The following is a 13,282-nucleotide window of genomic DNA, read 5'->3' as shown; positions in this document are numbered from 1 at the left end:
GCCGGTTCAGCCGAGGTCGTCCGGGAGGTCGGCCGCGGCCTCCTCCGGCGCGAGGTCGGGCCGCAGCCGCACCCAGGAGGGCTGGCGCAGCATCCCCTCCCGGGTGCGGGTGCTGTAGCGGACCTCGCCGACCAGCGAGGGCGTCACCCAGTGCGCGCCCGGCGCCGACGGGACCGGGTCGAAGGGGCACACGTCGGTCGCCGCCGCCCGCAGCAGCGCGGCCAGTTCGGTGCGCTCGGTCTCGCTCCAGCCGGTGCCGACCCCGCCGACGTACCGCAGCCGCCCTGCGGCCCGTTGGCCGACCAGGACCGCGCCCGGCAGGCCGGTCAGGCGTCCCCTGCCGGGCAGCCAGCCGCCGATCAGCACGTCCTCGGTGCGCATGTTGCGGATCTTGATCCACGCCCGGGAGCGCACGCCCGGCTCGTACACCGAGTCCAGCCGCTTGCACACCAGGCCCTCCAGGCCGTGCTCCCGGGTGGCGCGCAGGGCCTCGGCGCCGTGCCCGACGAGCGCGGCCGGGGTGGACCAGGACGGGCCCTCCAGTCCGAGATCCTCCAGGGCGGTGCGGCGCCCGGTGTAGGGCAGGCGGAGCAGGGAGCGCCGGCCGAGGTGCATCAGGTCGAACAGCACGAGGTGGACGGGGACCGTTGCCGCGCGCCGGGCCGCCCTGCCGGGCGCGTGGGCGAGCCCCATCCGGGACTGCAGCAACTGGAAGCTCGCCCGGCCCTGTTCGTCCAGCGCGAGGATTTCGCCGTCCAGGACGGCGGCCGTGGTGCCCAGGGCGGTGCCGAGCGGCAGCAGCTCGGGGTAGGCGGCCGTAATGTCCCGCCCGGACCGGGCGCGCAGCAGCGCGCTGCCGTCGCCGGGCAGGTAGACCACCACGCGCTGGCCGTCCTGCTTGGTCTCGTACGCCCAGCGCGTGTCCTGCGAGGCGGGCGGCAGGGTGCCGGGTGTGGCGAGCATGGGAGGGATCAGCGGCAGGTCCACGGGTGAGGTGTGGACGGCCCCAGGCGTCCTCACGCGCGTTGCACACGCCTTTCCCCTGATCGGCGCCACCCGCCCGGCGGGCGCCGCCAGGCGTACGACGGTGTCGCGCACGGCCCTCAGGTGTGGGGGGCGCTCCACGGGAGGGCGGGGCGCCCTCGCCCTTCGGTCCCCGGCTTCCCGCGTGACCCGGAGCGATCGAGAGCGAGCGGCGCTAACCCGCGTTACCCCCCTGGCCGGCCTCCCAACCGGTACCACGCCTGACGGTCCTGGCGCGCGCCGCCCGCCCCAGCCGCGGCCGCCCTGCTGTAGCAGATCCTCGACAGGCCACCGACCCGGGCCGCTGCGGGCTGGAGGGGCCGGCCGCCGGCTGACGAGGGGGCCTCGCACGCGTGGCTGCTGCACGTGACCGGCCGGCGTCGCCCGCGTCCCCGCCGCCAGCGCATCCGGCTCACCGAGGCGGGCCGGAGGCCACCGGCCGGGTCACCGGCTCCGGAGCCCGCCGCGGCATGCAGCCGGCTCTGGCCACCGGTCGCCGGAGGAACTGCCCCGGCTCGGCCCCTCTCCCACGCGCACCCGCACGCCGTGGCCGGAGCTGCTCGCGCACGCCGTGGACGACGACGCCCCACCGCGGGCCGGGCCCCCACCACGGGCCGGGCCCCCCACCGCGGGCCGGGCCCCCCACCGCGGGCCGGGGGCCCGCCGGGCACGGACCGGCCGGCTCGCTCACCTTCCTCCCGGAGCGCGGGCGTCCACCGGATCGGAAGCCGGCGGCCCCGGTGGGACGGGCTCGCGCAGCCCGCGCAGCAGGAGTGCTCCCGCGACGCCGGAGTGATCCCAACGACAGACCCCAGGGCCGGCTCCCTCACAGGCGCAGGCGACGTGCGGCCGGTTTCCCCACGCCCCGATCCGGACGACGGGCCCTGGCGCCGCCGGACACGACACCCCCCGGTACCCCCCTGCCTACCGCCCAGTAGGATCACGCGGCAGGTCATCAGAGGAGGAACCGTGTCCCGGTCCGCACGCTCGCCCCTGCTGCTCGCCGGCCTACTGGCCACCGCGGGCGTCGCCCACTTCGCCGTGCCGCGCCCGTTCGACGCCATCGTTCCGCGCTGCCTGCCCGGCACGGCCCGGAGCTGGACCTACGCGAGCGGCGCGGCCGAGCTCGCGCTGGCCGCGGGCCTGGCCCGGCCCCGCACCCGCAGGGCCGCCGCGCTGGCCACCGCGGCGTTCTTCGCCGCTGTGTTCCCCGCCAACGTCCAGATGGCCGCCGACTGGCGGGACCGCCCCGCCCCGCTGAAGGCCCTGGCGCTCGGACGGCTGCCGCTGCAGGTGCCGCTCGTGCTGTGGGCGCGCGGCGTCGCACGCGACGCCCGGCACGACGTCGTACGGGACGGGCAGGGCCGGTCGTGAGCGGGCGGATCGAGGCCGGGGACACGGTCGAGGACTTCGCCCTGCCGGACGAGACCGGCACCGTGCGCCGGCTGTCCGAGCTGCTCGCCGAGGGGCCGGTCGTGCTGTTCTTCTACCCCGCCGCCCTCACCCCGGGCTGCACCGCGCAGGCCTGCCACTTCCGTGACCTGGCCGCCGAGTTCGCCGCCGTCGGCGCCCGGCCGGTGGGCATCAGCGGGGACCCCGCCGAGCGGCAGCAGGAGTTCACCGCACGGCACGGCCTGGGCATGCCGCTGCTGTCCGACGCCGACGGCACGGTCCGCGAGCGGTTCGGCGTCCTGCGGGGCTTCTCCCTGGCGCCGACCAGGCGCACCACGTTCGTCCTCGCGCAGGACGGCACCGTCCTCGACGTCGTCCGCAGCGAGCTGCGGATGAACGCCCACGCCGACCGGGCCCTGGCCGCCCTCCGCGCCCACCGGACCGCCTGACCTCGGGGGATCCCGTTCCCCGGCGGGCCGTCCCGGCCGGCGGGTTCCGCGCGGTTGAAGCAAGGACGTCATCGGATCATCCTGGACGCTATGGAGCACGCCTCCGCCGCGGTGGTCATCGACGCCCGCGGCTTTGTGACGGGGTGGAGCGAGGGAGCCCGGCGGCTGACCGGATACCCGGCCGAGGAGGCCGTGGGGCGGGCCGTGCGGGACCTGCTCGCCGAGGACGTGCCGCCCGCGGCGACGCCGTCGCTCACGGGCGTCGTACGCGTGCGGCACCGCGACGGTTCTCCGGTGGCGCTGCTGGTGAGCGCCTGCCCCGTGACGGCAGCGGACGGCACACCGGGCGGATACGTGATCACCGCGCGGCCGCCCGGGGAGCCGGAGACCAGCCTGGCCGGCCAGGCCTTCCAGCAGGCGTCGATGTCGATGTCCGTCTTCGACACCCGCCAGCGCTACCTGCGGCTCAACGCGGAGGCCTGCCGGGTCATGGGCGTGTCCGAGGAGGTCCTGCTCGGCCGCCACTTCCCGGAGACGGTGTGGGCGGCCGAGCACACCCTGGGCTTCACCTGGCACCTGCGCCACGTCGTCGAGACGGACCGGCCCATCCGCTACGAGAGCTACGGGGGCGCCCCGGCGCTCAACCGGGAGCACGCCTGGACCACCGAGATGTGGCCGGTGCACGACACCTCCGGCGAGCTGGTCGGCACCGCCCTGGCCGCGTTCGACAGCACCGAGCAGTACTGGGCCCGGCAGCGGCTGGCCCTGCTGAACGAGGCGGCGGCCAGTATCGGCACCACCCTGGACCTGGTGCGCACCGCCGAGGAACTCATCGAGATCGTGGTGCCCCGGTTCGCCGACTTCGCCAGCATCGACCTGCTCGACTGGGTCCTCGGCGCGGAGGAACCGCCGGTGATGCCCGGCGCCGAGGTGGCGCTGCGCCGGGTCGCCCACGGCTCCGTCACCGAGGGCACCCCGGAAGCGGCCGTGCACCTGGGGGAGCGGGACGTCTACCCGCCGTACTCCGCGCCCGCCCGGGCGATACGGGAGGGCCGGGTCGTCCTCGGCCAGGCCGGCGAACCGTCGTTCACGCGGTGGGTCGCGGAACGCGACGCGCGCGCCCCCCAGGGCCGTGCCCACCGCCGGGGCGTGCACTCGATGATGGCGGTACCGCTGCGCGCCCGCGGCATCACCCTGGGCGTAGCCGTGGCCGTACGCATCGCGCAGCCGGACGACTACGGCGCCGACGACGCGGTCTTCGCCGAGGAACTCGCCAGCCGCGCCGCCGTCTGCATCGACAACGCCCGCCGTTTCGCCCGCGAGCGCACCACCGCGCTGGCCCTGCAGCACAGCCTGCTGCCCCGGGGCCTGCCCGGCCAGGCCGCCGTGGAGGTCGCCCACCGCTACCTGCCCACCGGCTCGGCGGCCGGCATCGGCGGCGACTGGTTCGACGTCATCCCGCTGTCCGGCAGCCGGGTCGCCCTGGTCGTCGGCGACGTCGTCGGCCACGGCATCCCCTCCTCGGCCACCATGGGCCGGCTCTGCACGGCCGTGCGCACCCTCGCCGACGTGGACCTGCCGCCCGACGAACTCCTCACCCACCTCGACGATCTGGTCACCCACCTCGCCACCGGCGACGAGGCCGACGACGTCGCCGAACTCGGCGCGACCTGCCTGTACGCCGTCTACGACCCCGTCACGCGCCGCCTGACCACGGCCGCCGCCGGACACCCCCCGCCCGCCCTCGTGCTGCCCGACGGCACCACCCGGCTCGTCCCCCTCACGGCCGGGCCGCCGCTCGGCGTCGGCGGGCTGCCCTTCGAGGCGACGGAGCTCGAGCTGCCCGAGGGCTCCGTCGTCGCCCTCTACACCGACGGCCTCGTCGAGGACCGCGACCGGGACGTCGACCACGCCACCGGCGAACTGTGCCGCGCCCTGTCCGTGCCCGCCGACTCGCTCGACGCCCTGTGCGACACGGTCCTGAAGGCCGTGATGCCGGAGGAGCCCAGCGACGACGTGGCGCTGCTGCTGGCCCGCACCCGGGCGCTGGGCACGGACCAGGTCGCCACCTGGGACGTCGAGCCGGACCCCGCCCGCGTGGCCGCCACCCGGCAGGCCGCCACCGAGCAGCTGGCCGCGTGGGGCCTGGACGACGCCGCGTTCGTCACCGAACTCGTCGTCAGCGAACTGGTCACCAACGCCATCCGGTACGGCGCCCCGCCCATCACGCTGCGCCTGATCCGCGACCGGACGCTCATCTGCGAGGTGTCGGACGGCAGTTCCACCTCCCCGCACCTGCGCCGGGCGCACGCCTTCGACGAGGGCGGCCGGGGCCTGCTGCTGGTCGCCCAGCTCACCCAGCGCTGGGGCAGCCGGCAGACCGCCCGCGGCAAGACCATCTGGTGCGAGCAGTCCCTAACCCCGCTGTTCTGACCGGCGCACGAGCATGCCGGCGGTCCGGCGGCCCGGATAGGGTGAGGAAAGATCAACCCGGACCGGTGGGGGATGAGGGCGGCGGACGGCATGAGCGGCGCGGAGGAGAAACGGCCGACGGGACCGGCACGTCCCACCTCGCGGGACGTGGCCCGCCTCGCCGGCGTGTCGCACACCGCCGTCTCCTTCGTGTTCAACGGGCGCGCCGAGGGCAACCTCTCGCCCGCCACCCAGGAACGCATCCGGCAGGCCGCCGCCCAGCTCGGCTACCGCCCCGACCCCGTCGCCCGCGGCCTGCGCCGCCGCCGTACGGCGGTGATCGGACTGGTCACCGACGAGATCGCCTCCTCGCCGTTCGCGGGCCGGCTGCTGCGCGGCGCCATGGAGACCGCCTGGGCCGGTGAGCACCTGGTGCTCACCGTGGACTGCGGCGGCGACCCGGCCAAGGAGGACGCGGCGGTCGCCGAACTCCTCGACCGCAGGGTCGACGGCATCATCTACGCGGCGATGTCCCTGCGCCGCGTCCGCGTCCCCGAGGGCCTGCACCGTACCCACTCCGTGCTGGCCAACTGCCTGCCCGAGGACGGCTCACTGCCCTGCGTCATCCCCGCCGAACGCGCCGGGGGCCGTACGGCGGCCCGGCTGCTGCTGGAGCGGGGACACCGCCGCCTCGCCCTGGTCGGCGGCCAGGACGACATCGCCTACGGCGAGCGGCTGCGCGGCTTCCGCGACGCGCTGCGCGCCGAGGGCGTCACCGTGCCCCCGGACTGGGTGGTGCGCACCGGCGGGGAGATCTCCAGCGGCTACGAGGGCGCCACCCGGCTGCTCGACGGAGTGCCCGCCGAACGGCGCCCCACCGGCCTGTTCTGCTACAACGACCGGGTCGCGGCGGGCGCCCTGCACGCCGCGACCCGGCTCGGGATCGCCGTCCCCGGGGACCTGTCGGTGGTGGGCTACGACGATCAGGAGCACATGGCCGCCCACCTCACCCCGCCCCTGACGACGGTCGCGCTGCCGCACCGGGCGATGGGCGAGACCGCCGCCCGGCTGCTGCTGGACGCCATCGCCACCGGACGCACGCCGCCCGCCACCACCCGGCGCATCGCCTGCCCGGTGATCAACCGCGCGTCGGTGGGACCAGCGCCCATCCCGTGACGGCCGCGCCCGGGTCCGGCACGGCCAGCTCCCGGACGTCGCCGGGACGCTGGTAGACCCGCTCGGTGATCATCGCCCGGTCGCCCGCGAACAGCTCGTACAGCGAGCCGTCCACGAGGACGCGCAAGGCCAGCTCCGGCCCGCCCGGCACGCGCACCACGATCGGCGCCGCGTCCCCGCCCTGCGCGCGGGGCCAGCCGGCGCGGTCGAAGGTCACGGTGCCCTCGCCCGGGTCGAGCCGGACGGTGAGCTCGGCGCCGCCGGCCGAGCGCAGCAGCGTCACGGTCGTCTCCGCGCGGGCCGTGACCGACAGGTCGTACGCCGGCGGGAGCGTGCCGCGGCCCGGGGCGGTGACGAACGGCTCGGGGGCGCGCAGCAGGCCGAGTTCCGGGGCGGGGGTGACGCGGAGGGCGCCGTCCGGGTGGACGTCGACGACGCGGGGCGCGGTCAGCACCCCGGCCCACCCGGCGCGCTCCGCCTCCTGCTGCGTCCGGGCCTCCCACGACCAGCCCCACATCAGGGCGCGGTGCGGCTCCTGCAGCACGGCGGGTGCGTAGAAGTCACGGCCGTGGTCGAGCCGGCCGCCGGTACGGGTGTCGAAGCGCAGCTCGGTGTCCCCGCGCAGACGGCCCGTCAGGTACCCGGTGCTGATCGGCGAGCCGTCCCACAGCGACACCACCAGCACCCACGCGCCGCTCGGCGTGGCGTACAGCTGCGGGCACTCCCAGCCGGTCGCGCCGGGGCCGAACACCTCGGCGGCGACCGGGTCGGTGCCGTCCAGGAGCACACCGGCGAAGCGCCAGTCGCCCAGGTCGTCGCAGTCGTACAGCAGGACCGACGGGGTGCCGTCGGCGTGCCCGGCCCCGACCAGTGCCCAGCGCCGCCCGCCGTGCCGGAAGACGAACGGGTCGCGGAACATCACCACGTCCAGCCCCGGGGGCGGGCCGGTCACCACCGGCGTGGGCAGCGGTCGCCACTCGGCCAGCGCCGGGTCCCGCGGGTCCGCCGCCCGGGCCAGGCAGATCGTGCCGCAGCCGGTGTGGTGACGGTCGACGCCCGTGTACACGGCGGTGGGCACCCCGCCGTCGTCGACGACGCACCCCGACCAGCAGCCCGCCTCGTCCGGGCCGCCCGGGCTCGGGGCGAGCGCGATCGGATGGTGTTCCCAGTGCGCCAGGTCGGGGCTGGAGACGTGGCCCCAGTGGACGTTGGCGTGCACCGGCGCGTCCGGGTTGTGCTGGTAGAAGAGGTGGTAGCGGCCGCGCCAGCGGAACGGGCCGTTGGGGTCGTTGATCCAGTTGGCGGGCGGGCGGACCCGGAAGCGCGGGGCGTCGGGGTGGTGCGGGGGAGCGGCGAGGCTCAACGGTTGACTCCTGCGGAGGTGATGCCCTCGCGCAGAGGGCGCTGGCCGACGACGAACACGGCGACGGCGGGGATCATGGACAGCACGACACCGGCGAGCACGACCGAGACGGAGCCGGTGCCGAGGTTGCCCTGGAGGGAGACCATGCCCAGCGGCAACGTGTAGTTCTGGGCGGAGGTCTCCAGGATCAGCGGCCGGAAGAACTCGTTCCAGTGGTAGTTGAAGGCGAGCACGCCGACGATCGCCAGCCCGGGCGTGGCCAGCGGCGCGTACACCGACCGGAAGGTGCGCCACGGCCCGGCGCCGTCCAGCATGGCCGCCTCGCCGAGGTCCTTGGGCATGCCCAGGAAGTACTGGCGCATCAGGAACGTGCCGAAGGCGGTGGGGAACGCCGGGACGATCAGCCCGAGCAGGGTGTCGGTCAGGCTCATCGACTTCAGCACCAGGAACACCGGCACGATGGTGACCTGCAACGGCACCATCATGGTCGCCAGGACCAGCGCGAACAGCGGCTTCTTGAAGCGGAACTCCAGGCGCGCGAAGGCGTATCCGGCCAGGCCCGCCGTGACCATCTGGCCGACGGCGATCAGCGCGGTGACCAGGGTGGAGTTCAGGGCGAGCAGCCACACGTCGAGCTGGTCGAACACCCCGCGGTAGGCCTCCGCCGACGGGTGCGCGGGGATGAGCTGCGGCGGCAGGCTGAAGGCGTCGGCGGGGGTGCGCAGCGAGGTGGACACGGTCCACAGCACCGGGCCGAGCGTCAGCAGGGCGCACACGGTCAGCCCGGCGATGCGCGCCCAGGGCGCGAGCCCGTACCGCACACGGCTGAAGGACAGGGTTGCTTGGCTCATGGGACTCACCCGGCTCACTGGTAGTGGACGAAACGCCGGCTGAGCCGGAACTGAAGGGCGGTCACCGCCATGATGAGGACGAACAGCAGCACCCCCACCGCTGACGCCTCACCGAAGCGGAGCTGCTCGAAGGCGGTCTCGTAGATCACCATCACGACGGTGCGGGTGGAGTCGCCGGGCCCGCCGTCGGTCAGCACGTACGGCTGCTCGAAGACCTGCAGGGCGTTGATGATGCCGACCACCGACGCCACCAGCAGGGTCGGCGACAGCAGGGGCAGCGTCACGTGCAGGTGCTTGCGCAGTCCCGTGGCGCCGTCCAGGGCGGAGGCTTCGTGGATCTCCTTGGGGATGTTGTTCAGGCCGCCGACGAACAGCAGGAACGAGAAGCCGAACTGCTGCCACACGTAGACCAGGACGACCGTCGCCATCGCCGCGTGCTCCGACGTCAGCCACGGCACCGGCGCGACGCCGACGAAGCCGAGCAGCCAGTTGACGACCCCGAAGTCCTGGTTGAACAGGTACTTCATCACCACCGAGATCGAGGCGGCGGACAGCACCAGCGGGAAGAAGAACGCCGAGCGGAACACCGAGCGCAGCCACCCGGGCATCCGGCCGTTCAGGGTGAGGGCCAGCACCAGCGCGACGGTCAGCTGCAGCGCGACCGCGAGGACCATGAACACCAGCGTGTTGCGGAACGACACCAGGACGGTGGAGTCGCCGAACATCTCCCGGTAGTTGGCGGCGCCCGCGAAGCGCGGGGAGTCGATCACGTTCCAGTGGAACAGGCTCAGCACCACCGACCCGGCGATCGGCAGGACCGTGAAGACGACGATGCCGACGATGGTCGGCGCCAGGAACAGCGTGGCCAGCAGCCGGGAGCCGCGGTCGCGGGCGGAGGTGCCCGGGGGGAGGGCGGCGCGCGGCGCCGCGGGGCGCGTCTTCGCCGGGGCGGCCGGGATCTGGATGTTCGTCATACCTCACGCTCCATGGCCTTCTCCAGGTCGGCCTGCATCCGGCGCAGCGCGGGACGCACCGCGCGCGGCGCGGACAGGGCGGTGCCGGTGTGCTTGAGCAGGACCTGCTCCACCTCGGCGACCTGCGGCGGCGCGGGGATCGGCCCGGTGTCGGGGAACCGGTCGAGGGTGTCGTAGAAGACCCGCCAGTGCGCCGGGCCGGTCGTGCGGTAGCGGTCGGCCGTCAGCATCGAACGGCGGGCCGGGGTCGTCTGGTTGGTTTCGAACAGCCGCATGAGGGTGTCCCTGCGGGCCGCGTACTTGATGAACTCCCAGGCCTCCTCCTGCTTCCTGGACGTGCGCAGCAGGGCGTAGCCGGCCGCGCCGTACTGCATGCGCTGGGTGCGCCAGCGCGGGAAGTACTGCACGTCGAAACCGTCGGGCCGCATGCCCGCCAGGTGCAGGCCGCCCGCCCAGAAGCCGCCCGCGGGCGTCACCCCGACCCGGCCGGTGGAGAACACGCCGATGAGGTTCTGCCCGTTGCCGCCCTCGGGGCGGGTGCACAGGCCCTCCTGGATCAGCCCGGCGAGGTAGTCGTACGCCTCCTCCACCCGGTCGTGGGTGGCCTGCGGGGTGGTCCACCGGAAGCCCCCGCCGCGTCCGCGCCGCTGCTCGGCCGGGTAGAAGCCGTTCCACAGCCAGGCGCCGCCGGGTGCCTTGGACTCGGCGAGCAGGTTGGTGTCGTTCGCGAACAGCCAGGGCACCACCCCGCCCCACAGCCGGTTGGTCCAGAAGTACGGCGTGAACTGCGAGCCGCTCGACTTCTTCATCTCCCGCAGCAGCGCGGTGAAGTCGTCGCGGGTCCAGTCCGGCGGCGGGAAGCCGGCGCCCGCCCGTCGCAGCACCTGGGTGTTGAGGTAGATGTCGGCCGCGTTGAACTCCACCGGCAGCTGGTAGAGGCTGCCCTCGTACATCATCGACTCCACCAGCGAGGGGTGGACGTCGGCGAAGTACTCCTTCAGCTCGGCCGCGTCCCGCTTCACCCACCGGTCCAGGGCCACGCCGAGCCGCTGCGCGAACAACTGGACGCCCTCGGTGGCCACGTAGACGAGGTCGGGGGCGGTGCCCGCGGCGACCTGGGTGAGGATCTTGGCGAAGAAGTCGGACCAGTCGACGGCTTGGACGGCGTTGATCCGGAGCTTGATGTCCGGGTGCAGCTTGCTGAAGCCCTCGGTGAGCGTGCGGATGGCCGCCGGCCCGTAGGCGGGGCCGAGGGTGGCGACGACGAGGGAGCCGTCGTCGCGGCCGGGGATGTCGGCTCCGGTGAGCCGGTCCCAGCTCGCGGCGGTGCCGGCCAGGGCGGCGGCGCCTGCGCCGTAGGCGCCGTACCGCAGCACGGCACGGCGGGTGAGGTGCGCGTCGGTCATCGGCGGGCCTAACTCGTGTTAGTAAGAGTGATGCCCCGATGATGGGAACGCGTTACGAGCATGTCAAGACGAGGGAACGCCCGGACTTTAACGAGTTAGGTCACCGAGGCCCTGTCGCTCGGGGCCTGGATCGCTGCCACGCTCTTCCGGGAAGGACCCCACCACGAGCAGCGGAGTACGTATGACGACGGACGGTCGGACGGCGGAGCAGGCGGCAAGGGAGGCCGGAGTGGAGGTGCGACCGGTCGCCGGGCACATCGGAGCCGAGATCACCGGCGTCGACCTGGCCGGTGACCTCGACGACACGGTGATCGCCGCGATCCGGGCGGCGGTGCTGCGCTGGAAGGTGGTGTTCTTCCGCGGGCAGCGCCTCGACCACGCCGCCCACGTGGCGTTCGCGCGCCGCTTCGGTGCACCGGTGGTGCTGCCGCGGCGCGGCAAGGCCTCGCCCCCCGACGTGCCGGAGATCGAGACCACCGCCGACCGGCTGGAGCTGGGCGGCCGGTTCGGCATGGAGCACGACGAGTGGCTGCGGCGCCGCCGCCCCACCCTGCTGCGCGGCTGGCACTGCGACCACGGCGCCCGGATCGATCCGCCGGCCGCGACGATCCTGCGCGCCGAGACCGTCCCGCCCTACGGCGGTGACACCCAGTGGTCCAATCTGGCCGCCGCGTACGCCGGACTGTCCGCCCCCGTACGGCGGTTCGCCGACGGGCTGCGCGCCGAGCACCGGCTGGGCGTCGGCTACCAGCCCCGGCCCGGCGACGACGCCTACGTCCGCCACCTGCTGGACCACCAGGTCGCCACGCTGCACCCGCTGGTACGGGTCCACCCGGAGACGGGCGAGCGGATCCTGTACGTCAACGGCTACTACGTCGAGCAGATCGACGGCCTGTCCCGGCCCGAGTCCCGCGCGATCCTGGACATGCTGCTGGAGCAGGCGGTCCGTCCCGAGTACACGGTCCGGTTCCGCTGGGAGCCGGGCAGCGTGGCCTTCTGGGACAACCGGGCCACCATCCACCTCGCCCCGGGCGACACCGCCCACCTCGGCCATCCCCGGATCATGCACCGGGTGATGCTCGCCGGGGACATCCCGGTCGGGGTGGACGGCAGGCCCTCGGAGGCGATCACCGGCAGCGCGCCCGGCCACTGGTGACCTTCAGGCGGCGGGCCGCCACCCGAGCGCGGGCCCGAGCCTGGTGGCCATGTCGGTGAGGATCTGTACGTAGTCCTCGGGCGCGAAGGTGAAAGGCAGCGCGAACGCCACCTCGTCCACCTCCCGGAACGCGGCGTGCGCGTGGAGCCGTTCGGCGATCTGCTCCGAGGTGCCCACCAGGTCGGGCGCGAACACCAGCCGCGCCGGGCCCTGCGGTGACGCGGTACGGGGCGTGCGCGCGGCGGCGTACTGCTCGTACCGCGCGCGCTGCCCGGGCGTGGCCGAGTCGGTGGGGATGACGACCAGGCCCTGGGAGACGCGGGCGGCCTCGCCGTCGGGGTGGTGGGCGCGGAAGGCGCGGATGTGGGAGAGCTGGATCTCAGCGAAGTCCGCCGTGCCGCCGGGGTCCTCGGCCTTGACCACGCTGCTGGTCAGGAAGTTCATGCCGTGCTCACCGGCCCACCGCGCCGAGCGCAGGCTGCCGCCGCCGTACCACAGGCGGCGGTCCAGTCCGGGGGAGTGCGGCTGCACCCGGTCGGAGAAGACCTCGAAGCCCTCGGCCCCGCTGAAGTCCGTCACCGGCTTGCCGCGCACGAAGTCCAGCAGCCGCTCCACCCGCCCGTACCCGAAGTCCTCCGCCTCGGCCGTGTCCGGGTACAGCGCGCCCTTGACCTGCTCGTAGTGCAGGGGCGGGCCCACACTGACGCCCGGGTTGAGACGCCCGCCGGACAGCAGGTCGACGGTCGCCAGGTCCTCGGCCAGCCGCAGCGGGTTCTCCCAGCCGAGCGGGATGACCGCGGTGCCGAGCTCGATGCGGCGGGTGCGCTGCGAGGCCGCCGCGAGCACGGCGACGGGGGAGGAGATGCCGTACTGCAGATGCCGGTGACGCACCCACGCGCTGTCGAACCCGAGCCGCTCGCCCAGCTCGATGAGCTCCAGCGTGGACTCGTGGCCCCGGCGCGGATCCGCCTCGTCGAACAGGCCGATGGTGAGGAAACCCAGCTTCGCCAGCGGGCGTGAGGTCGGCGGCATGGACCCATCTCCTTGAAGGTTCAATGGCGTATGCCGGTGCCAACCCGA

Annotated in this window: 11 protein-coding genes; 5 read left to right on the top strand and 6 right to left on the bottom strand. The window is 74.4% G+C overall.

All coding sequences use genetic code 11. From position 1 onward, the window contains the following. Positions 1-6: 6 nt before the first annotated feature. Entirely contained in the window at positions 7-987 is a 981-nt protein-coding gene (locus AB0K80_RS32565; RefSeq protein WP_365675929.1) for an ATP-dependent DNA ligase, read from the bottom strand. A gap of 1,005 nt (positions 988-1,992) precedes the next feature. Here AB0K80_RS32565 and AB0K80_RS32560 point away from each other — a divergent pair. From AB0K80_RS32560 to AB0K80_RS32545, 4 genes are all read left to right on the top strand, one after another. Next, a complete protein-coding gene (locus tag AB0K80_RS32560) occupies positions 1,993-2,397 on the top strand; it encodes a hypothetical protein (protein WP_365675927.1) in 405 nt (134 codons plus the stop codon). Continuing rightward, complete coding sequence (locus tag AB0K80_RS32555) at positions 2,394-2,864, top strand: peroxiredoxin (protein ID WP_365675925.1); 471 nt, start codon at positions 2,394-2,396, stop codon at positions 2,862-2,864. Before AB0K80_RS32560 ends, AB0K80_RS32555 begins: the two co-directional genes overlap by 4 nt. 90 nt (positions 2,865-2,954) lie before the next feature. Next, on the top strand, positions 2,955-5,297 hold the full coding sequence (locus AB0K80_RS32550; protein WP_365675923.1) for a SpoIIE family protein phosphatase: 2,343 nt from the start codon (positions 2,955-2,957) through the stop codon (positions 5,295-5,297). A gap of 90 nt (positions 5,298-5,387) precedes the next feature. After that, positions 5,388-6,452 (top strand): LacI family DNA-binding transcriptional regulator, encoded by a 1,065-nt coding sequence (locus AB0K80_RS32545; RefSeq protein ID WP_365675921.1) that lies wholly within the window; start codon positions 5,388-5,390, stop codon positions 6,450-6,452. Here AB0K80_RS32545 and AB0K80_RS32540 read toward each other — a convergent pair. From AB0K80_RS32540 to AB0K80_RS32525, 4 genes are read right to left on the bottom strand one after another with little or no spacing between them, the layout of a single operon-like run. Further along, the gene (locus AB0K80_RS32540) at positions 6,415-7,815 is read right to left on the bottom strand and encodes a glycoside hydrolase family 32 protein (RefSeq protein ID WP_365675919.1); all 1,401 of its coding nucleotides are present in this window, start codon (positions 7,813-7,815) and stop codon (positions 6,415-6,417) included. The two genes, AB0K80_RS32545 and AB0K80_RS32540, sit on opposite strands and share 38 nt — an antisense overlap. Continuing rightward, complete coding sequence (locus AB0K80_RS32535; protein ID WP_365675917.1) at positions 7,812-8,666, bottom strand: carbohydrate ABC transporter permease; 855 nt, start codon at positions 8,664-8,666, stop codon at positions 7,812-7,814. The genes AB0K80_RS32540 and AB0K80_RS32535 overlap by 4 nt, the downstream gene beginning before the upstream one ends. Before the next feature lie 14 nt (positions 8,667-8,680). Then, the gene (locus tag AB0K80_RS32530) at positions 8,681-9,640 is read right to left on the bottom strand and encodes a sugar ABC transporter permease (protein ID WP_365675915.1); all 960 of its coding nucleotides are present in this window, start codon (positions 9,638-9,640) and stop codon (positions 8,681-8,683) included. Beyond that, positions 9,637-11,046, bottom strand: a complete 1,410-nt coding sequence (locus AB0K80_RS32525) for an extracellular solute-binding protein (RefSeq protein ID WP_365675913.1) — start codon at positions 11,044-11,046, stop codon at positions 9,637-9,639. The genes AB0K80_RS32530 and AB0K80_RS32525 overlap by 4 nt, the downstream gene beginning before the upstream one ends. A gap of 181 nt (positions 11,047-11,227) precedes the next feature. Between AB0K80_RS32525 and AB0K80_RS32520 the strand changes: the two genes are divergently transcribed. Then, positions 11,228-12,202, top strand: coding sequence for a TauD/TfdA family dioxygenase (locus tag AB0K80_RS32520; protein ID WP_365675911.1), 975 nt, complete (start codon positions 11,228-11,230; stop codon positions 12,200-12,202). 3 nt (positions 12,203-12,205) lie between these two features. Here AB0K80_RS32520 and AB0K80_RS32515 read toward each other — a convergent pair whose 3' ends face one another. Beyond that, positions 12,206-13,234, bottom strand: coding sequence for an LLM class flavin-dependent oxidoreductase (locus AB0K80_RS32515; protein WP_365675909.1), 1,029 nt, complete (start codon positions 13,232-13,234; stop codon positions 12,206-12,208). Between the last annotated feature and the right edge of the window lie 48 nt (positions 13,235-13,282).

Origin of the sequence: Streptomyces sp. NPDC052682 (assembly GCF_040678435.1) — a bacterium.
In the GTDB taxonomy this organism is placed as follows: Bacteria; Actinomycetota; Actinomycetes; order Streptomycetales; family Streptomycetaceae; genus Streptomyces.
Note: the sequence above shows the minus strand (reverse complement) of the source record. Positions and strands in the feature narration are given on the sequence as shown.